The 20,179-nt window shown below is 70.5% G+C and carries 19 protein-coding genes; 8 read left to right on the forward strand and 11 right to left on the reverse strand.

The features are described from left to right. Positions 1-10: 10 nt before the first annotated feature. Positions 11-559, forward strand: coding sequence for a DUF2269 domain-containing protein (locus OG828_RS27000; RefSeq protein ID WP_328502556.1), 549 nt, complete (start codon positions 11-13; stop codon positions 557-559). Here OG828_RS27000 and OG828_RS27005 read toward each other — a convergent pair. From OG828_RS27005 to OG828_RS27030, 6 genes are all read right to left on the reverse strand, one after another. Continuing rightward, a complete protein-coding gene (locus OG828_RS27005; RefSeq protein ID WP_328502557.1) occupies positions 447-1,823 on the reverse strand; it encodes a VanZ family protein in 1,377 nt (458 codons plus the stop codon). The two genes, OG828_RS27000 and OG828_RS27005, sit on opposite strands and share 113 nt — an antisense overlap. A 132-nt stretch (positions 1,824-1,955) precedes the next feature. Next, positions 1,956-4,475, reverse strand: coding sequence for a S8 family serine peptidase (locus OG828_RS27010; RefSeq protein ID WP_328502558.1), 2,520 nt, complete (start codon positions 4,473-4,475; stop codon positions 1,956-1,958). 11 nt (positions 4,476-4,486) lie between these two features. After that, positions 4,487-5,395, reverse strand: a complete 909-nt coding sequence (locus OG828_RS27015; protein WP_328502559.1) for a S8 family serine peptidase — start codon at positions 5,393-5,395, stop codon at positions 4,487-4,489. A gap of 113 nt (positions 5,396-5,508) precedes the next feature. Continuing rightward, the gene (locus tag OG828_RS27020) at positions 5,509-6,564 is read right to left on the reverse strand and encodes an ABC transporter permease subunit (RefSeq protein WP_328502560.1); all 1,056 of its coding nucleotides are present in this window, start codon (positions 6,562-6,564) and stop codon (positions 5,509-5,511) included. Beyond that, positions 6,561-7,499 carry an ABC transporter ATP-binding protein gene (locus tag OG828_RS27025; protein WP_165256977.1) on the reverse strand — a complete coding sequence of 313 codons (939 nt, stop codon included), beginning with the start codon at positions 7,497-7,499 and terminating at the stop codon, positions 6,561-6,563. The genes OG828_RS27020 and OG828_RS27025 overlap by 4 nt, the downstream gene beginning before the upstream one ends. A 4-nt stretch (positions 7,500-7,503) precedes the next feature. Further along, positions 7,504-7,971, reverse strand: a complete 468-nt coding sequence (locus OG828_RS27030; RefSeq protein ID WP_328439966.1) for a GntR family transcriptional regulator — start codon at positions 7,969-7,971, stop codon at positions 7,504-7,506. 242 nt (positions 7,972-8,213) lie between these two features. Here OG828_RS27030 and OG828_RS27035 point away from each other — a divergent pair, with 242 nt between their 5' ends. From OG828_RS27035 to OG828_RS27045, 3 genes are all read left to right on the forward strand, one after another. Further along, entirely contained in the window at positions 8,214-8,753 is a 540-nt protein-coding gene (locus OG828_RS27035; protein WP_328502561.1) for a helix-turn-helix domain-containing protein, read from the forward strand. A 74-nt stretch (positions 8,754-8,827) separates the two neighbouring features. After that, a complete protein-coding gene (locus tag OG828_RS27040; RefSeq protein WP_328362148.1) occupies positions 8,828-9,493 on the forward strand; it encodes a hypothetical protein in 666 nt (221 codons plus the stop codon). Between the two features lie 140 nt (positions 9,494-9,633). Beyond that, a complete protein-coding gene (locus OG828_RS27045; protein WP_210577780.1) occupies positions 9,634-9,966 on the forward strand; it encodes a DUF2516 family protein in 333 nt (110 codons plus the stop codon). Between the two features lie 107 nt (positions 9,967-10,073). On the opposite strand, the gene OG828_RS27050 is transcribed toward OG828_RS27045, so the two are convergent. From OG828_RS27050 to OG828_RS27060, 3 genes are all read right to left on the reverse strand, one after another. After that, entirely contained in the window at positions 10,074-11,384 is a 1,311-nt protein-coding gene (locus tag OG828_RS27050) for a PP2C family protein-serine/threonine phosphatase (RefSeq protein WP_328362151.1), read from the reverse strand. Between the two features lie 319 nt (positions 11,385-11,703). Continuing rightward, a complete protein-coding gene (locus OG828_RS27055; RefSeq protein ID WP_328502562.1) occupies positions 11,704-12,792 on the reverse strand; it encodes a C40 family peptidase in 1,089 nt (362 codons plus the stop codon). A gap of 248 nt (positions 12,793-13,040) precedes the next feature. Beyond that, positions 13,041-13,889 (reverse strand): class I SAM-dependent methyltransferase, encoded by an 849-nt coding sequence (locus OG828_RS27060; RefSeq protein WP_443062436.1) that lies wholly within the window; start codon positions 13,887-13,889, stop codon positions 13,041-13,043. 169 nt (positions 13,890-14,058) lie between these two features. Between OG828_RS27060 and mshA the strand changes: the two genes are divergently transcribed. From mshA to OG828_RS27075, 3 genes are all read left to right on the forward strand, one after another. Continuing rightward, positions 14,059-15,396 carry a D-inositol-3-phosphate glycosyltransferase gene (mshA, locus tag OG828_RS27065; RefSeq protein ID WP_328362157.1) on the forward strand — a complete coding sequence of 446 codons (1,338 nt, stop codon included), beginning with the start codon at positions 14,059-14,061 and terminating at the stop codon, positions 15,394-15,396. Further along, positions 15,389-15,889 (forward strand): YbjN domain-containing protein, encoded by a 501-nt coding sequence (locus OG828_RS27070; protein ID WP_328502563.1) that lies wholly within the window; start codon positions 15,389-15,391, stop codon positions 15,887-15,889. Before mshA ends, OG828_RS27070 begins: the two co-directional genes overlap by 8 nt. Positions 15,890-16,020: 131 nt before the next feature. Beyond that, positions 16,021-17,682 (forward strand): glycosyl hydrolase family 28-related protein, encoded by a 1,662-nt coding sequence (locus OG828_RS27075; protein ID WP_328502564.1) that lies wholly within the window; start codon positions 16,021-16,023, stop codon positions 17,680-17,682. Here OG828_RS27075 and OG828_RS27080 read toward each other — a convergent pair. Next, positions 17,585-18,466 carry a helix-turn-helix transcriptional regulator gene (locus tag OG828_RS27080; protein WP_328502565.1) on the reverse strand — a complete coding sequence of 294 codons (882 nt, stop codon included), beginning with the start codon at positions 18,464-18,466 and terminating at the stop codon, positions 17,585-17,587. The two genes, OG828_RS27075 and OG828_RS27080, sit on opposite strands and share 98 nt — an antisense overlap. A gap of 49 nt (positions 18,467-18,515) precedes the next feature. Here OG828_RS27080 and OG828_RS27085 point away from each other — a divergent pair, with 49 nt between their 5' ends. Next, the gene (locus OG828_RS27085; RefSeq protein ID WP_328362169.1) at positions 18,516-18,941 is read left to right on the forward strand and encodes a DUF2000 domain-containing protein; all 426 of its coding nucleotides are present in this window, start codon (positions 18,516-18,518) and stop codon (positions 18,939-18,941) included. Positions 18,942-19,010: 69 nt separating this feature from the next. Here the strand turns inward: OG828_RS27085 and OG828_RS27090 are convergent, their stop codons facing one another. After that, on the reverse strand, positions 19,011-19,991 hold the full coding sequence (locus OG828_RS27090) for a helix-turn-helix domain-containing protein (RefSeq protein ID WP_328502566.1): 981 nt from the start codon (positions 19,989-19,991) through the stop codon (positions 19,011-19,013). Positions 19,992-20,179 lie beyond the last annotated feature (188 nt).

Below are 20,179 nucleotides of genomic sequence, written 5' to 3' on the forward strand. Positions count from 1 at the left end.
CGTGTTTCACATGAACCAGAGCCTGAAGCTGAGCCGTCCCGCACGCCGGGCTTCCGTCGTCGTCCATGTCGTCGCCTCGGCGAGCTGGCTCGGGCTCACGCTCGGGCTGCTCGCGCTGGCGGTCACCGCGATCACCACCGGGTCCGCGGTGACCGCCGAGGCATCCGTCCGGGCCATGAAGCTGTTCGCCGACTGGCTGCTGCTTCCCGCCGCGTTCCTCACGCTCCTCACCGGCCTGCTGCTGTCCCTGGGCACCCAGTGGGGGCTCGCACGGCACCGCTGGGTCTACGTCAAGTTCTGGCTCACCCTGGCCACGATCACCGCCACCGCCTTCGCCCTGCGCCCCGGCCTGGGCGCCACGGTCACGGCAGTCGCCGAGACCGGGTCCGTGCCCGACACCACCGACATCGTGATGGGGCCGATCGTCTCCCTGTCCGCCTACGTCTTCATGACCGTGATCTCGATCCTGAAGCCGTGGGGTCTGACCAAGCGCGGCCGGAATGCGCGGGCGGCCGTCCGGCCTCCGGTGAGCGCCGAGCGGGCTCGCCAGGCTGCCTAGTGCGGTGTTCCTCAAACGGTGCAGACATCTCGGCGCTGCGGTAGGTCCCCGCGCCCTCCCGCGCCCGCGCGTGCGGGAGGGCGCGGTTGCGGACGCCGGAGAGGAGCTCGTGCAGGCCGAGGCCCTCGGGGTGGCGGCGTACCGCCCTCGCGTAGGCGCCGATCACAGCCAGGCAGGCGGCCGGGGACAGCAGCAGGACGAGCCCGGCGACCGGATCCGCGGCCAGGCTGTAGGCCACGTCCCGGTAGCCGACCTGGCCCGCGATCTCGATGAGCGCGGAGGCGTCGGCAGGGGAGGCCGCGTAGTCGGGAAGGATCGCCCCCGCGGCGAGCCATACGACCGCGAACGGCGGACCCAGCAGCGCGGCGCGCAGGACGAGCCGGGCGGGCCCTGGCCGTCCGCCGTCGGCCGTGACCAGGTGCAGCAGCAGTACGTGCTTGCCCGGCGTCGCGCCCGTTAGCCACGGTACGACGACGAACCACAGTCCGAGGACGACCGGTGGCACCCACAGCACGGTCTCCGCACCGAGCACGACGTACGCGACGCCCGCGACGCCGCTGGTGAGCAGGCCGACGCCCGTCACGTCCAGCAGCAGCGCGACCAGGCGGCGGCCGAAGGGGACCTTGCCGGTGGCGAGCGGGGCGAGCGCGCGGTCGTCCAGGCTGTCCAGGTCGGGCAGGGCCCGGGCAAGAGGTCCGGTGGCCGCCCAGCCGAGGGCCGCGCCCGCCGTGTTGACGATGAGATCGTCGACGGCGAAGAGGCGGTACGGGCACGCGTAGAGACCCCACAGCCCGCTGTACTGGGTCAGTTCGAGGCACAGCGATCCCGCGAATCCGGTGATCGTGGCCGCGGCGAGCCCGCGCCGGAAGTGGATCCTTACGAACGCTCCGAGCGGCAGCAGCAGGAGCAGGTTGAACGCGGTCTGCCAGACGGCCGAGTTGTGCAGCACGAGCGCGTCGAGCGTGACGCGGTGGTGGGCCTCCTTCCAGATGTCGGCGAAGGCGGTGCCTGGCGTCAACTGCGGCTCACGGAAGGACGGGTATGCCGCGCAGACGTCCACCGACGGCGATGGCAGCGGCACGACCGTCATGCAGAAGGCGGAGAGCGCGTAGTACGCGCCGCCGTACACCGACAGCACCCGCCAGCGGGTCATGACGCCGTGCCGCCGGTAGAGGACGATCGCCGTCGGCACGAACGTCAGTAAGGCGATCGCCGGGAAGAGCAGCGCTGCCGTGCGGATCGACAGCAGGTAGGTCTCCGTCATGGCGCGCACTATACACAGCGTCTATACGCCGTGTGTATAGAGGCTTTCCGGGCCGCCGCAGGGGTAGATACGGGCGCTGCTCCCCTCCTCCCCTCCGGCCCCTCTCACTTTCCGACGGTCAGCGGGTCCCGTTCACGGCAAGAGCGCCCGAGCCGGCCGAAGCCGACCCGGGCGTCCAACCAACACACGTGTACAGAGGCCTACTTGACGGTCCGATAGGCCCGGTGGATCGTCTGCTTCAGGGTGTTGCCGGCCGCGTCCGTGAGCGTCACGCGCAGAGAGACCGCGCCCGCCTTCGCCGGGTGACGCAGGTCGAGGCGCTTGCCGTTCGACCGCCTTCGCCGGGTGCCAGGTCCGGCCGTCGTCGTACGAGACGGAGAAGGCCAACTTGCGGGCGGTGCGCGCGGTGGCCGCGCCCTCGACCGTGAACGGGACAGAGAAACGCGTACCCGCCTTGGCCGTGCTCTCCGTGGACAGCCGGGGCGTGAAGCGGACCACCGACAGCGGCAGCCGCTGCTCGACACCGGTGACGTGCGCGGAGGTGAAGGTCCACTCGGCGGTGACCCGGGTGCTGACCGAGGACAGCGTGGTGGGGCGGGAGACGTCCGTGGTGAGACGGAACGAGCGCTTGGCAGCGGGGAGTTCGTACGAGACGCCGGTCAGCGGCGTGTCCACGGCGAAGACCTGCGTGCCGCCCGCGTACAGGGTGCTCCTGGCCCTGCTGTACGGGGAGTCGCCGATATGGCCGGCGCCGTCGGAGAAGAGGGGGAGGTAGGCGAGGAAGGTGTCGCCGACGCGGACCGCGCCGGGGCGGTCCGCGCCGTCCGTCAGCGGGCCGGTGAGGTGCGGGCCGAAGACGCCGGTGTTGAAGCGCTCGGTGTACTGCCTGCCCGCGCTGTACGAACGGGGCTTCGCGACCCACTGGCGGGCCTCCCACACCGGTTCGCCGTCCGCGCCCTTGCCTCCGATCTGCGCGACGGAGTACCGCCACCGCACGCCCGGCAGGACGTACTCGGTGAAAGCGCCCGGCAGCGAGCGCGTGTCGGGGTTGAAGTCGACCGACTGGCCGACCGGAGTCATCGGCGCGGCGACGAACGTCGCCGTCTTGCCCCTGGCGGGCGCACCGGCGGCGAACGTGACCTTGGCGAACTGCCCGCGCTTCAGGTTCGCGGTGAAGCCCGACAGGTCGCCGGTACGGTTCCAGGTCGGCCGGTAGTGCGTACTGCCGCGCGTCCAGGTGCCGTTGTACTGCGCGAACGCCTCGCCCGCCGGAAGCCGGGCCCCGAACTGACCGACGCGCAGCCTGCCGAAGTCGCCCATGGTGTACGTGGAGAAGTACCGGTCCCCGCCGATTTCGAACCCGTAGTTGAGGGTGGCGTCGGTGTGCTTGGCCCTGCTGTCCGGCACGGTGATCCGGACCGGCTTGGCCTCGCGGGCGTCCATGACGAGGGTGGTGTCACGGGTGAGGGAGAACTTCGGGTTGAGGAGGAGGGCCAGCTCGTTGGAGTCGGCGTCGGGGGTCGCGCCCGTGTCGATCCGGCCTTCGAGGCTGTAACGCCCCTTGGGCAGCCGTACGGTGAACTCGCCGTCCGTGTCGTCGGAGTAGATCTGCCCGATCTCGTTGTCCAGGCCCTTCACCTCGGTCTCCGAACGCCTGGCGGGCTTGCCCTGCAGGTCGAGATGCTTGACCGTCAGGTCGTACGACTCGATCTCGCGGTGTACGCCGATGCCGGTCCGTACGGTCGTACCCGCGCCGTCCGTCGCGGTGAGCACGCCGCCGAAGGAGCCGTCGGCCGTGCCCGCGCGGCTGTCGGCGGTGACCTGGGCGGTCGCGGTGGCGCCCGCCGGAACCGTGAGCTGCTTCGGTGAGACCTCGAACATGCCCTCGGCGGCGGGCTTTCCGTCCTCGCCGTACGCCTCGGTGCTCAGGTCGAGGGTGAGGGGGCGGTCGCCGTCGTTGCGGTAGGTGACCGTCTTCGTGGCCGGCTGGTCGTCGGTGTGCGGCCACTGCTGGGCGGGGAAGCCGAGGGTGGCCGGGTTGGTGGTGAGCTGCTGGTCGAGGGCTCGCGTGAGGTCCGTACGGCCCGTGCCCTGCGCGAACGCCGAGACACCGGCGGTCGGCTTGGCGGATGCGGTGAGCGCGGCCTTGATGCGCTCACCGGTCCAGTCGGGGTGGCGCTGGGCGAGGATCGCGGCGGCGCCCGCGACATGCGGGGTCGCCATCGACGTACCGCTCATCGAGACGTAGCCGTCGGCGGCCGGGTCGCCCTCCGTGCCCTCGGCGGCCTTCGCGGCGACGATGTCGACGCCGGGGGCGGTGAGGTCGGGCTTGAGGGAACCGTCCGCCGTCGGGCCGCGGCTGGAGAAATCGGCCATCGCGTCGGTGCGGTCCACCGCGCCCACGGTGAGCGCGGCGGCGGCGCTGCCCGGCGAACCGACGGTGCCGGCGGCGGGGCCATCGTTGCCGGCGGCGATCACGAAGAGGGCGCCGGAGGCGGCGGACAGCTCGTCCACCGCCTGTTCGAGGGGGTCGTCACCGGGGCTGTCGGGGCCGCCCAGGCTCAGGTTGACCACCTCGGCGCCCTGCGCGACGGCCCACTGCGCACCGGCGATGACGCCGGACTCCTCGCCGAAGCCCTCGTCGTCGAGCACCTTGCCGCTGATCAGCCGGGCACCCGGCGCGACCCCCTTGTACTTCCCCCGGAGTGCGCGCCGGACCCCGCGACCGTGGACGCCACATGCGTGCCGTGACCCACCCGGTCGACGGTGTCCGCCGCCTCGGAGAAGTTCTTCGCCGCGTCGATACGGCCCTTCAGATTCGGGTGCGTGCCGTCGACCCCGGTGTCCAGCACGGCGACCTTGACGCCCGTGCCGTCGTACCCGGCCGCCCAGGCCTCGGGGGCGCCGATCTGGGCGGTGCTCCGGTCGAGGGCCGCCTCGACCTTCCCGTCGAGCCAGATCTTCTCGACCCGGTCGGCGGCGGCCGACCTCTCCCGCGCCGTCCCCCCGCTGCCGGTGAGCGTCTCCCACAGGTCGGCACCCTCGGACTTACGGGCCTTCAGCGCGTCCCCGTTGACGCTGGACAGGTCCCGGCTGACCCGGGCGCCGGCGGCGGACAGCGTGCTCGGCGTGAGGGTGCGGCCCTTGACGTACGTCACGATCAGCGGGAGGTCGGGGCGGGCCGCGTCGTCGTAACCCCACTTGACCAGCTGCGTCACGTCGAACAGCCGCCGGTCGGCGGTGCCGTTCGCGAGGAGCCGCTCGGCGTCACGCGGGACGACGTAGGTGCGGTCGGCGCTCCGCGCTATGCGGAAGGCGGTGCCTTCCCGACCCTTGCCGGGCCGCACACCGGTGACCTGTCCGGTGGCGTCCAGCGTGACCCGGTCACCGGTGACGAGGGTGACTGTCCTGGTCTTGCCGAGGGCACCTGCCGTACCTGCCGTACCTGCCGTACCGCCGGCGGACTGTGCGGCCCCGGATTCCGGGGCACCGAGCAGGGCCGCGGTAAGGGCGGCGGCGACGAGCGCGGCGAGAGCGGAAGCCTCACTCGCTCGCCTCTTACGGTGCTTCAAGGCATGCCTTTCTCTCCGGACCTTCGGGCATGGCGAAGCAGCCCGGCGGACGGGACAAGGAAACAGAGGGGGAAAGAGGCGCCCCTTCGCAAAGGGGCGCGGGGCGTACGAACTCAGACGAGCCGCTTACGACCCCAGAAGAAGAGGAACGCCACGACACCGGCGGTCAGGGCGAACAGAATCGACGCCCCGAACCACTGCATGGCGTTCATCTGCGACATCGGGAGGTAGTCCACCGACCAGCCCACGACATCGGCCTTGTCCAGGCACACCTGCCGTGCCGCGTCGGTCTGCGACTCCGAACAGGTGCCCCAGCTCACCAGATCCCCGCTGCCGGTGACATACGACTGATCGATTTCGTAGGCGCCGTGGGGGAGCGACGGGTACGCGTTCTCGCCTGTGACACCCTTGTTCGTCGTGACCGTGACGACGTTGCCGAGCGACATCTGGAAGTAGCCCCAGACAAGCTGGAGGACGACGGTGAAACCGAAGGTGACCACCATGGCCGTCAGCGTGCGTCGCAGCACCACCCCGATCGCCACCCCGCCGAAGACGGAGAAGAGGGTGAGGGCGACAGGCACTGGACCCGTCGTGTTGAACGCGGCGCCCGAGATCCAGTCCATGACCGTGATCTCGGACTTGACGGGGTTCCACCACCAGCCGAACACCGCCGACAACACGCCCGTGCTCACCACGACCACCAGTCCGGCCAGCGCCAGCTTCGTGGCGAGCCAGCGGGTCCGGCTCATGGACTGGGCGGCGACCAGCTTGGAGGTGCCGTTCTCCAGGTCGCCCGCGATGAGCGGGGCGCCGAGGAAGACACCGAGCAGGATGGGTATCGCCTGGAGACCCGTGGAGACGAAGGAGAACGCGTCGTCGTACTGCTCGAAGCTGCCGTCCGCCTCGTCGAGGCTCTTGCCGGGATAGCCGTAACCGTCGAGGAAGTCGACCAGCTGGCCGCGCTGGTAGACGATCCAGGCCACGGAGAGCGCGGTGGCGGCGAGGATCGTCCAGAACGCGGCCCGGTGCTGGCGCCAGACCAGCCAGGTCATACCGCTGAGTCGGGGGCGCCGGTTGGCCTCCGTGGTGGTCGCGTTCATGGTCCCGTTCTTGCCGTCGCTCGTGGAGCCGGTCGAGGTGCTGGTCGAGCCGCGGGTGAAAGTGCTCATGCCGCCACCGCCCCGGTGCCGAACCCCTGGCCGTGGACCTGGGCGGTGGGGGTGATCAGCGGTGGTGCGTCGGGTGAGCGGAGATAGGCGAGCAGGAGTTCCTCCATGTTCGGGGCGTTTATGTCCCAGGGGCCGGTGACCGGGCCGTCGGGGCGGATGAGCGCGGTGAACTGCCGTCCGCTGGTCCGGGACTCGACGAGGGTGTGGCCCCCGAGGGCGAGGGCGGGAGGCATGCCGTCACCCTCCTTGGCGCCCGTGACCAGGGTGTGCACGGACATCAGCTCGTCCACGTCACCGGCGAGGCGCACTCCGCCGCCGGAGACGACAACGAGGTAGTCGCACACGTTCTCCAGTTCGGCGAGGACGTGGGTGGACATCAGCACGGTGGTTCCGCGCTCGGCGGCCTCGGCTAGGAGGGTGCCCATGATCTCGTGGCGCACGACCGGGTCGAGGTCCGACATCGGCTCGTCGAGCATCAGCAGGTCGGGGCTCTTTCCGAAGGCGAGGGCGATGGCGACGCGGGTGCGCTGGCCTCCGGAGAGGGTGCTGATCTTCGCGTCGAAGGGCACGTTGCCCGCGCGGATGATGCCCTCGGCGGCGCGCTGGTCCCAGCCGGGGTTCAGCTCCCGGCCCAGACGCAGGGTCTCCGCCACGGTAAAGCGGCGGAACAGGGGCTTCTCCTGGGCGAGGAACGCTGTGCGCCGACCGGACTCCACCGAGCCAGGAGCCTCACCGAACAGGCTGATCGAGCCGTTCGTCGGCTGCAGGACATGGGCCGCGATGCTCAGCAGCGTGGTCTTGCCCGCCCCGTTGGGTCCCACCAGGCCGCAGATCCGTCCCGCCGGGAGCCGGAAGGAGCAGTCCCGCAACGCCCAGCCCCGCCGGTAGCGCATCCCCAGCCCGTACGCCTCGATCGCCGGTTCCCCCGCGTACATACCTTCACTCACCTGTGCTCCTAGTTGTCGTGGCCCCCGTGGACCCCGTTGTCGTGGACCCCGTTGCCGCCACGTTCCCGGCGGCGTACTGCTTCTCCATCGCCGACGCGACCAGCGCGGCCACGTCCTCCTGCTCCAGACCGGCCCCGGCCGCCTTCGACATCCACGCCACCAGCTCCACGTACAGCGGCGAGTCGGTGCCCGTCTCGGGGCGGCCCAGCGTGCGGCGTACGAAGGTGCCCTGGCCCGGTCGCGGTTCGACCAGGCCCTCGCGCTCCAGCTCGCGGTACGCCTTGAGGGTGGTGTTCGGGTTGACCGTGCTGGTCGCGGCGACCTCCTTGGCGGTGGGCAGCCGGTCACCCGGCACGAGTACGCCCAGCCGGAGGGCCTGCTTGGTCTGCTGCACGATCTGCTGGAAGGCGGGGACCCCGCTCCGCCTGTCGATGCGGTACTCCACGATCACCACCATCATTCCACTATCTGATTAGTGGAATGATGATGGAGGGGTGTGAGGGCGCTTGTCAATGCCGACCGGGGACGAGGAGAAGCGGGCGGGAGGCTGCTTTCGCTGGTTGCTGATGGTCGCCCAGAGCGTGCCTGACGCCGTGATCACGGAGTAATCGCGAGCAGTCACACGGCCGAACGGGCGTGGTGTGGCGCACTTTTGCAAGCGGGTGCTTGCAATAGTTAGCGGGGGTGGTGCAAGGTGGGGACATGGCATCGCTCAACGTCGGCAATCTCGGTGAGTACCTGCGCGAGCAGCGGCGCAATGCGCAGCTGTCGCTCAGGCAGCTCGCCGACGCCGCCGGGGTGTCCAATCCGTATCTGAGCCAGATCGAGCGCGGGCTGCGCAAGCCGAGCGCGGAGGTGCTGCAGCAGGTCGCCAAGGCGCTGCGGATCTCCGCCGAGACGCTGTACGTGCGGGCCGGGATCCTCGACGCCGAGCGGGACCGGGACGAGGTGGAGACCCGTGCGGTCATCCTCGCCGATCCCACGCTGAACGAGCGGCAGAAGCAGGTGCTGCTCCAGGTCTACGAGTCCTTCCGCAAGGAGAACGGGTTCGAGACCGGCACCACGGTGGAGGAAGGCCGCGACGAGGCGGCCGGCGCGGTCCCTCAGGACATGGACGCGGACCTCCAGGACATAGCGGACGACGACGTGCAGGATGACGACGCCCCGCACGGTGACACCGCCGTACGCGGCACCCGCAAGGCCGGCGGCAGCGACGCCGCCCCGCAGCAGTCGGCGGGCTGACGTGACCCAGCACCACGCCGACTGACCCGCGGGACCCAAAACCCTCAAGCACGCGACCCGGGAGGACCATCACCATGGCCATCACCGACGACCTCCGTAAGACCCTCAGCGACCCGACCCCGCTCTACTTCGCCGCCGGCACCGCCGACCTGGCCCTCCAGCAGGCCAAGAAGGTGCCCTCCCTGGTGGAGCAGCTGCGCTCCGAGGCGCCGGCCCGTATCGAGGCCGTACGCAACACCGACCCGAAGTCCGTCCAGGAGCAGGCCACCACCCGCGCCAAGGAGGTCGGCGCCAAGGTCAAGGGCACGCAGGAGAACGTCCAGACCAAGGTCAACGAGTTCATCGGCTCGCTGGACGCCGACATCAAGAAGCTCGGCAGCACCCTCGACGCCGACCTGAAGAAGCTCGGCGAGACCGCCCAGGACATCGCGCTGCGCTCGGTCGGCGTCGCCGCCGAGTACGCCGTCAAGGCCCGCGAGACCTACGAGAAGGTCGCCGAACACGGCGAGCAGGCCGTGAAGACCTGGCGCGGCGAGGCCGCCGAGGAGATCGAGGAGCTCGCCGTCGCGGTCGAGCCCAAGGCCGAGCCGGTCGAGGTCAAGGAAGCCGGCCAGCCCAAGGCCGACGAGAAGCCCGCCGAGGCCAAGGCCGAGCCGGCCCCGGCGAAGAAGCCCGCCGCGAAGAAGGCTCCGGCCGCCCGCAAGACCACGGCCAAGAAGACGACGCCGCCGGCCAAGTAAGGCAGGCGGAGAAGACGGACGGGTCGTAACGGGTCGGGCACTCCTGGAGTGCTCGGCCCGTTCTGCGGGTAGCGGCTTTCCGGTTGCGGGTACGGTGACCGCGTAGGGACTAACCGATTCGGGTGGTGGACGTTGTGCTGATGCAGGGGTTCGCAGGGTTCATGTGGCTGCTGAGCGTCGCCCTGATCCTTTTCAGCGGCTTCGCTCTCTTCGACGCCGTCACGCGCCGCGAGGACGCCTACCGCGCGGCCGACAAGCAGACCAAGCCGTTCTGGCTGATCATCCTCGGGATCGCCTTCGTGGTGAACCTGATCTTCAACATCCTGTCGTTCCTGCCGATCATCGGCCTCATCGCCACGATCGTGTACATGGTCGACGTCCGCCCGGCAATCCGCAGCCTCCCCGGAGGCGGCCGCCCGAGGAGGGGCTCAAGCAGCGACGGCCCGTACGGCCCGTACAACGGCGGCCGCTGAATAGCTCCGGGGGAGTGAGCGCCCCGTCAGGGGCGCGGGGAACTGCGCGACCAGCCACAACGGACCGATAGACGGCGTACCAGCGGAGCTGAACGGCGAGTCCCCGCTCACCCCGCCCGGTCGAGCAGCAACACCGCCACGTCGTCAGTCAACTCGCCCCCATTGAGCGCCCGCACCTCATTGACGACCGCCCGCAACAACGCCTCCCCACCCAACCCCTCGGACAGCTGCCGACGGACAAGCGACACCATCCCGTCCTGACCGAGCCGCTCCCGCCCCTCACCGACATGCCCCTCGATCAGCCCGTCGGTGTAGAGCATCAGGCTCCACTCCCGCCCCAGCTCCACCTGCGTCCGCGGCCACCGCGCACCGGGCAGCAGCCCGATCGCCGGCCCGTTGTTGTCATGCGGCAGCAACCGCGCGGGCCGCCCCGGCCGAGCGACCAGCGGCGCCGGATGCCCCGCAAGGCACAGCCCCGCCCGCCGCCCGTCCGGCGCGATATCCACCGTGCACAGCGTCGCGAAGATCTCCTCGTCGGCGCGCTCATGCTCCAGCACCTGCTGCAACGTGCCGAGCAGCTCATCCCCGCACAGCCCCGCCAGGGTCAGCGCCCGCCAGGCGATCCGCAGCTCCACGCCGAGCGCCGCCTCATCCGGGCCATGCCCGCAGACGTCGCCGATCATGGCGTGCACCGTGCCGTCCGGCGTGCGGACGACGTCGTAGAAGTCACCGCCGAGCAGCGCCCGCGAGCGCCCCGGGCGGTATCGCGCGGCGAACCGCAGCGAGGAGCCCTCCAGCAGCGGCGTCGGCAGCAGGCCGCGTTCCAGGCGCCGGTTCTCCTGCGCCCGCATCCGGCCCTCGGCGAGCCGCCGCTCGGCCGTGTCGGAACGTTTCCGCTCCACGGCGTACCGGATCGCCCGGCTCAGCAGCCGGCCGTCCAGTTCATCCCGGAAGAGGTAGTCCTGCGCGCCCACACGGACCGCCTCGGTGGCGCGCTCGGTGTCGCCGGACGCGGTCAGCGCGAGAACGGCGTGCCGGGGCGCGAGCTCGAGGACGTGCTTGAGTACGGCCAGCTCGTCCTCGTCATCGGCCCGGCCGGGCGCGGGCAGCGCGAGGTCGAGCAGGATGCAGTGGACGTCGTCGGTCAGCAGCCGCTCGGCCTCGGTGAGATTGCGGGCCGTGCGGATGCGGATCGGCTTGCCGGAGGAATCGAGCAGTTCGGGCACGATCGGCGAGCCGCCGGGATCGTCCTCGATCACCAGCAGGGTCAGGTTCGCGGCACTGCCGCTCGAGTTGTCGACCGGCTCTGCCGTGCGCGGGGCCTCTTGCTTGGAGGGGCCGCGCACTGTGGACGCGGCCGGCGCCTGACCACTTTCCACGGCCGGGACTGCTCTCTGCCGCGGTACGGGTACGGGCATTGTGTTGGGTTCCTTCCCTCCCCCCGAGGGCATGGCCGGGGGACGAGGAAGTCCTCCCACCGACCGGGACCATAGCGGTTGTCGACGCCGTAAAGGAATGGTGTGACGCACGCCGCTCGGCACTCGGCCGCTGTCATATGCCGCTTTCCGTACCGCAGTTGGACAGGGCGACCACGAGACGGGGATGACGAAGGTCACGTCCGCGGATGTTTGAACGGCCGTGCCGGGTGGGCCAGATCACGTGGTGCGAGTCACGAAACGGACGGACTGTTACACATCCGTACGTACGTGAGCGGCGAGGGACTTGCCCGACGAAACCTCACGCCCCCGGCCGCACCACCCCGAGTATCGGCATCGACCCGGCGCCCGCGATCGTCACCGTCCGCCCCGGCCGCGGGGCGTGGACGATCGCGCCGTCGCCGATGTACATCGCGACATGGCTGGCGTCGTCGAAGTAGATGATGAGGTCGCCGGGGAGCATGTCCTTGACGTCGACCGACTTCAGCTGCTTCCACTGCTCCTGCGAGGTGCGCGGAATCACATCGCCGGCCGCGAGCCAGGCCTGTGAGGTGAGGCCCGAGCAGTCGTACGTCTGAGGGCCCTCGGCGCCCCACTCGTACGGCTTTCCGACCTGGGCCGTCGCGTACGCGACCGCCTTCTTGCCCGCCGCGGTGGCCTTGCCCTGCACGTCGTCGAGGACGCCGGTGTCGAGCCAGGCGGTCTGCGCCTCGTACGCCGCCTGGCGCTCCAGCTCGGCGAGGCGCTTCTTCTCGTCCTTCTCCAGCTCGGACTCGAGCTTCTCGGCCGCCGCGATCTGCTTCTTGATCTTCTTCTGGGCGGTCGCCTTGGCCTTGCGGTTGGCCTCCAGCTTCTTCCACTGGGCGGAGGCGTCCTTGGCGTACTGCTCCAAGTCCTGCTGGGTGCGGGTCATTTCCTGGATCAGGGCCTTGGTGGCGCGCTCGCCCTGCAGTACACGGCCCGCGCCGTCGAGGAACTGCTGAGGGTTGTCACTGAGCATCAAATGCGCCTCGTCCGGCAGCCCGCCGCTGCGGTACTGGGCGCGGGCCGCCGCGCCGGCGCGCTTCTTGAGGTCGTCCAGCCTCGCCTGGCCCTGGACGATCTTGTTGGCCAGGCCGACGATCTCCGCGGACTGCTGCTTGGCCTTCTCCTCCGCGGCGTTGTACGCGTCCGTGGCGGCGGCGGCCTCGCGGTAGAGCCTGTCGATCTTCTCGCGGACGACCTCAAGCTCCGCGTTCGTGACGGGAGTCGAGGAAGCGGACGCGGACGCCGGGGGAGTCGGCGTGGGGGTCGGTGCGGCGAATGCCATGCTGGGTGCTGCCGCCAGCACGGTGACCGCACAGACCACGGTCACGGCCGCCGAGATCAGGCCCCGCTTGCCCGTACCCATACCACTGCCCCCAAACTGATTTACCGTCAGTAACTTACGGACACCCGGGGGATCGTGCCACGAGAGGGCACAAAACGACAGAGGCAAGGACTCTCTCCCCCCGTTCAACCGCTGCTACGACGATCTCCCCGCCTTTGAGACGAACCACTCCCGGAGATCGTTCCCGCTCGTCCGGCCGCGCGGGGAAACGAGAGGGAAACCTGTCCGGTCCTGTGCCCCAAGCCGTCAGGTCCCGCACCCCGGAACCGTCAGAACCTGGGCGCCAACGCCGCCCAGCGCACGGTCACTTCACCCTGCCGCCAGCGCACCGGCCCGTCCGTCACCGGCCAGTCGGCGGTCAGATCCCGGACCGCGCGCATCCAGCGCTGGCGGGCGCCGTAGGAGGCGTAGGGCGCGGCAGCCGCCCAGGCGCGGTCGAAGTCGCGCAGGAAGGCATGGACCGGTTCGCCGGGGACATTGCGGTGGATGAGCGCTTTCGGGAGGCGCTCGGCGAGGTCCGACGGCCGCTCCAGGGAGCCGAGTCGGGTCGCGAACGTCACCGTGCGCGGCCCCTCCGGACCGAGCGCCACCCACACATGCCGCCGCCCGATCTCGTCGCAGGTGCCTTCGACGAGCAGTCCGCCGCCCGAGCCGTTCGCCCGGGGCGCGAGCCGGGCGCACAGCCGCTCCCAGACCCCCGCGACCTCGTCCTCGTCGTACTGGCGCAGCACGTTGGCGGCGCGGACGAGCAACGGCCGCTGAGGGATGGGAATTTCGAACCCGCCGTGCCGGAACACCAGCCCCTCGCGCTCGTACGGCCGTGCCGCCGCGACCCGCGCCGGTTCGATCTCGACGCCGACGACCCGCGCGCGTGGGGCGACCGTACGGAGGCGGCCGAGCAGTTCGACGGCCGTCCAGGGGGCCGCGCCGTAGCCGAGGTCGACCGCGACGGCGTCGGCGCTGCGGCGCAGTGCGGCACCGTGCGTGGCCGCGATCCAGCGGTCCATGCGGCGGAGCCGGTTCGGGTTGGTGGTCCCGCGCGTCACTGTTCCCACGATGGGGGTCCCCCCGCTCGAGCGAAGTCGAGAGTGGGGGAGGGCCGTCGCGCGGGAGGTCATAGCTACGAGGGTATGTGAACGCACATCGACCTCGAACGGTTGAGCGACCACCGGTAATGATTCGGCAAAGAACCCGGAACAGGAAATGGAGTGCCATCGTCCGGTGTTCCTCCTCTGGAGGGCCCGCACGTCCTCCCGAAGGCATGCCCGGAACAAGGAGGAACGCCACGTGAGCCAGTACGTCAGCAGGCTCGGACGGCGCTCCCCGGCCGCGCACCCGCGGCTGCGGCTGCACCGCCGTCCCCGCCGTGTCGCGATGCTCTCCGTGCACACCTCACCGCTCCACCAGCCGGGCACCGGCGACGCCGGCGGCATGAACGTCTACATCGTGGAGCTGGCGCAGCGCCTCGCAGCCATCAACATCGAGGTGGAGATCTTCACGCGCGCCACCACCGCCGCCCTCCCCCCGACCGTCGAACTCGCCCCCGGCGTCCTCGTCCGCCATGTCGACGCGGGCCCCTACGAAGGCCTCGCCAAGGAAGACCTCCCGGCCCAGCTGTGCGCCTTCACCCACGGCGTCATGCAGGCCTGGGCCGGCCACCGCCCCGGCTACTACGACCTCGTGCACTCGCACTACTGGCTCTCCGGCCATGTCGGCTGGCTCGCCGCCCAGCGCTGGGGCGTCCCCCTGGTGCACGCCATGCACACCATGGCCAAGGTCAAGAACGCCAACCTGGCCGACGGCGACACCCCCGAGCCCGCCGCCCGCGTCATCGGCGAGACCCAGATCGTCACCGCGGCCGACCGGCTCATCGCCAACACCGCGGAAGAGGCCGAGGAGCTGGTACGGCACTACGCCGCCGAGCGCGGCAAGGTCGCCGTGGTCCACCCCGGCGTCAACCTCGAACGCTTCAGCCCGGCCGGTGGCCGCGCCGCCGCCCGCGCCCGCCTCGGCCTCCCGCAGGACGCCCTGATCCCGCTCTTCGCGGGCCGCATCCAGCCCTTGAAGGCCCCCGACGTACTGCTGCGCGCGGTCGCCGTCCTTCTCGACGAGCGCCCCGAGCTGCGCTCCCGCATCCTCGTCCCCGTCGTCGGCGGCCCCAGCGGCAGCGGGCTCGCCAAGCCGGAGGGCCTGCAGAAGCTGGCCGCCCGGCTCGGGATCGCGGATGTCGTACGGTTCCGCCCGCCCGTCGGCCAGGACCAGCTCGCGGACTGGTTCCGGGCTGCCTCCGTGCTGGTCATGCCGTCCTACAGCGAGTCCTTCGGCCTGGTCGCCATCGAGGCGCAGGCGGCGGGCACGCCGGTGCTCGCGGCAGCGGTCGGCGGCCTTCCGGTGGCGGTACAGGACGGACGTACCGGATTCCTCGTCCAGGGACACAACCCCGTCGACTACGCGCGCGTGCTGGGCGATTTCGCCGACGACCCCGCGCTGTCGGGACGCATGGGCGCGGCAGCCGCCCGGCACGCGCAGTTCTTCGGCTGGGACACCGCGGCGGCCGCCACGGCGGACGTCTACACGGCGGCGACCCAGTCGTACCGCCGTCGCGTACGCTCCCACCATGGCTGAGGTACCGAAGGCAGCGCAGGTCATCGAGGGTTTCCTGAAAGACGCCGAACTCGAGTGGGAGAGCCCCGAGCCCGGCAACTACGTCGTGAAACTCCCCGGCACCCGCAAGCTCTCCACGACCGTCTCCCTCCTCGTCGGCCGCCACTCCCTCTCCCTCAACGCCTTCGTCGTCCGCCACCCCGACGAGAACGAGGGCGGCGTCCACCGCTGGCTCCTGGAGCGCAACCTCAAGCTGTACGGCGTCAGTTACGCCGTCGACCCGCTCGGCGACATCTACGTCACCGCCAAGCTCCCCCTCTCCGCCGTCACCCCGGACGAGGTCGACCGGCTGCTCGGCCAGGTCCTGGAGGCGGCGGACGGCTCTTTCAACACCCTCCTGGAGCTCGGTTTCGCGTCCGCGATCCGCAAGGAGTACGAGTGGCGGGTGTCGCGCGGCGAGTCGACCCGCAATCTGGATGCGTTCATGCATCTGATCCAGCGACCCACTGACTGATCTCAAGGTCCGGACTAACTAACCCCTGCACGACCTCTTCCCGGTGCAGGGGTCTCGTGTCATGCTCACCGCCGACGCAGATCTGAACGTCGTTCACATCCATGAAGAGCCGCATGGAAGGACGATCAGCCATGATCCATCAGCACGGAACGGGAGTCACACGACGCACTCTGCTCGCCGCCGCCACAGCGGTGGCAGCCACCGCCGCCACCGGCGGCACGGCACAAGCCGCCGAAGTCCACGCCCTCTGGCGGGAGTTCACCCGAACCCCCTTCACTCACCCGCAGATCCCGTACATCGGCCGCGCGGGTTGCCACCGCGGAGCGACCCGCTTCCCGCGCCGCCCGGTCGTCGCCGACATCCGGAAGTACGGCGCCGTGGCGGACGGCACGACCGACTCCGCCCCCGCGATCAACCGTGCCATCGCCGCTGCCGGCCGGGCCGGCGGTGGCACGGTGTCCATCCCGCCCGGCACCTTCCGCATCGACGACGTCATCCGCATCGGCCACTCGAACGTGGTCCTCCGCGGCGCCGGCAGCGGCCGTACGACGCTGTACGCGACGAAGAACCTCACCGAACTCATCGGCGTGTACGGATCGCGCTACGGCGGCGACAAGTCGTCGTGGTCATGGGCGGGAGGCCTGATCTGGCTTGCCCCGACGGCCCGTTGGGAGTCACTCACAGCCGCCATCCGTGCCAAGACCTGGCCTTTCGAAGGGTGGACCGGCAACAAGCGCGACGAGTGGCGGACGCTGACGACCGTAGCCCCCGCCCGCCAGGGCTCCTGGACGGTCACCGTGGCGGACCCGTCGAAGCTCCGCCCCGGCACCCTCGTTCTCCTCCGCCTCGCCGACGACCCCGACCACACACTCCTGAAGCACATGTGCGGCGGCGGCCCCGGCCCCGAGGCGTACCCCTGGGAGGACAAGACGAAGCTGACCTCGTACGTCCCCTACGAATGGCCCGTCCGCATCGCCCACGTCCGCGGCCACAAGGTCACCCTCGAACGCCCGCTCCCTCTCGACGTACGCCCGGAGTGGGACCCCCGACTGACCACGCACGTAAGGGAGTTGACGGGCGCCGGTGTCGAGGGCCTCACCCTGGAGGCGGCGCACACCCCGCAGCAGCCGCACCTGCTGGACAACGGGCACAACGGCGTCGTACTTCAATGCGCCTACGACTGCTGGGTGGACGACGTGACGGTCCATCACGTCGACAACGGCTTCGGCCTGGTGGCGGCCTCCGCCTGCACACTTCGCCGCACGCGCGTGTCGGGCCGGGGCGCCCATCACCCGTACTTCTGCCGCGAGGGCTCGCACGACAACCTCGTCGAGGACTTCACGATCGACCGGCGCACCGCCCCCGCCCCGACAGGAACCCAGCTGCACGGCATCAACGTCGAGGGCCTGTCGTCGTACAACGTCTGGTCGCGAGGCGACATGGGGATGGGCACCTTCGACAGCCACCGCGGCCTGCCCTTCGCGAACGTCCGCACCGACATCACCGTCGACAACACCGGCCGGCACGGCGGCGACGCGACCGCGGGCCCGCTGTTCGGCGCCCGCTTCACGCACTGGAACATCCGGGTGACCAACGGCCGCGCGGGCCTGATGAAGATCGACGGCCTGGCCCCCTGGTCCGCCACGGTCGGCATCAACGAGGTGCGCGAGTTCGACCAGATCGACGTTCCCGACTTCACCGGCGACCTGCACTCCCGCCTTGAGTTGTACGGCACCACGGACGCCGTACGGCCGCGCAATCTGTACGACGCTCAGCGCGCGCTGATGCGGTAGCTGAGGCGATAGCGGCCCGGGTCACCCCGACCAGCTTCTTGAAGTGCCGCGTCAGATGGGCCTGGTCGTAGAACCCGGTCGCGGTGGCCGTCTCGGCCGGGCTCGCGCCACGCAGCAGCAGGGCGCGGGCGCGGTCGACACGGCGGGAGTTGAGGTACTGGTGCGGGGCGATGCCGTAGGCGGTGCTGAACGCCCGTACCAGGTGGGCGGGGTGGGCGTGCAGCAGGCGGGCGGCCTCGTCGAGGGTGAGGCCGTCGGTGACGCGGGCGTCGAGGAGTTGACGCAGGTCGCCGGCGAGGGCGGGGTCACGGCGCTCCCCGACGGCCGAGCGCGCCCGCAGATGGGTCCGCAGCCGGTCTCCTACGAGCGTCAGCCTGCTCTCGGCCTCCAGCTCGTCGCCGGGATGGGCGAGCGCGGAGTGCAGTTGGCCCACACGCTGCCTGAGCACGGGGTCGCGCAGGTCGGGCGAGTCGACGGCGGGCCCGATGAGGTCGTCGGGGAGATGGGTCGCGTCGAGGTACAGGACGCGCTTGCGGAAGCCGTGCGGGGTGACGGGGGAGCCGTTGTGCGGGACGTGCGGCGGCAGCAGGGACACCGTGTCGTGCGGGGTGCCGTGCTCGTGCCGGTCGAGGTCGTACCGTACGGCGCCGTCGTCCACGATGAGCAGCGTCCAGGCCTCGTGGACGTGCATCGGATAGGCGTACTCGGTGAAGTGCGCGTGGAAGACCTCGACGACGCCCGGGATGTGCGGACGCCAGGCGGAGATGTCACGCCGGGTGGCCATGCAAAGAACGTACAAGACGATGGCGTACGACGATCGGCAGTCTCGAAGCATGAGCACTGAGCCGATTCGCTTCGACACGAAGATCGCCGTCCTCCTGCGCGACGACCTGGAGCCCTGGCAGCGCCTGAACGTCACCGCGTTCCTGGTCAGCGGCCTGGGCACCCAGGTCCCCGAGGTGATCGGCGAGCCCTACGAGGACGCGGACGGCGTCCGGTACCTGCCGATGTTCCGCCAGCCCGTCCTGGTCTTCGAGGCCACCAAGGAGACCCTGACGGCAGCCCACGCGCGCGTGCTCTCCCGTTCCCTCCCACGCGCGCTCTTCACCTCCGACCTCTTCGCCACCGGCAACGACCGCGACAACCGGGCGGCGGTGCGCGCCGTGCCGACCGGGGAGCTGGACCTGGTGGGGCTGGCGGTGTACGGGCCGCGGAACGCGGTGGACAAGGCGGTGAAGGGGGCGCGGATGCATCCCTGAGGTCTCCTGGACCTGGTCCCCTTGCCCGCGCCCCTCAGGGGGAGGGGCGCCAGCCGCCCAGGGCTGCGTCTAGGGCTCATCAGGTCTCGGGAGTGCGGCCCGATGGTGAGCGAGCTGCCGCCATTCTCGGGGTGTGGCGCCGTACGTCTGGTGGAAGCGGCGCGAGAAATAGGACGGGTTCGTGAAGCCCCAGGAGCGGGCGACGGCGCCGATCGTGCGGTGGGCGTGCTCGGGCGCGGCCAGATCTCGGCGCGTGCCTTCCAGACGGCGGCGGACGATCCATTTCTCCAGGCTGAGACCGCCGTCCTCGCACAGCCGGTAGAGGGTCCGTACGGAGATGTTGTGGGCCGCGGCTATGCGCTGAGGCGTGAGGCCGGGATCGGCCAGGTGGGCGCGGATGTAAGCGAGGACGCGGGTGAGGAGGGTGTCCTCCGCGACGGAACGGCGGGTGCGTTCGTCGGCGGCCACCGACGCGATGACGGCGCGGGTGAGGTCCAGGGTGGCGGAGGCCAGGGCCTCGGCGCCGGGTTCGGTGCTCAGCCGGTCGGCGTCGTGGTGCAGGCCGCGGATGTGCTGCAGGAGCAACGGTCCGATCCGGCTGTGGTGCAGGAGGGGGATCGCGGCGCGGACCAGTTGTTCGGGCAGGCCGAGGCGGTCGGCGTCGACCATGAACGCGACGGACAGCCCGCTGCCGGCCCACTCGTACTCGTAACCGGCCGTCTTGTGGGCCAGCGCCAGAGCGTCGCGGCCGACGCGCTGCTGGTGGCCGTTCCAGGTGAAGGCACCCGTGCCCTGGCTCTGGGTGATGATCGAGACGGTGTCCAGGGAGTCGAATCGGGCGTGCCGCGGGGTGCGCCAGATACGCATGCCCGAGCCGTGCGTGGCGAACAGGGTCAACGGGCCGAAGCTCCAGACCTCCAGCTTTTTCCAGATACCGACCTCGGGATGCTCGTGCTCGATCGAGCAACTGCCGCTCTCCCCGGCAGCGACGGCGTGAAAGGCGTCGATACGGTCGGCGGCCGGTAAATGCGTCGTGTCCAGGACCAGCATGATCCCCCCAGGTCGGCCGCAGCGACATCTGCACTGCCGGGCCGTCTCCTCGAATTCTCCACGTTCCGCCCCTACTTGTGGTCGAAATGTGTGGATCCTCAAACCCGTGGAGATGCGCCTGGAACACGGTCGCCCGGTCCCGGCGGCTCAGGCAGCACCCCCTGCGGCATGGCGGGCAGGGAACAGAA

Origin of the sequence: Streptomyces sp. NBC_00457, from assembly GCF_036014015.1 — a bacterium.
Lineage (GTDB): Bacteria > Actinomycetota > Actinomycetes > Streptomycetales > Streptomycetaceae > Streptomyces.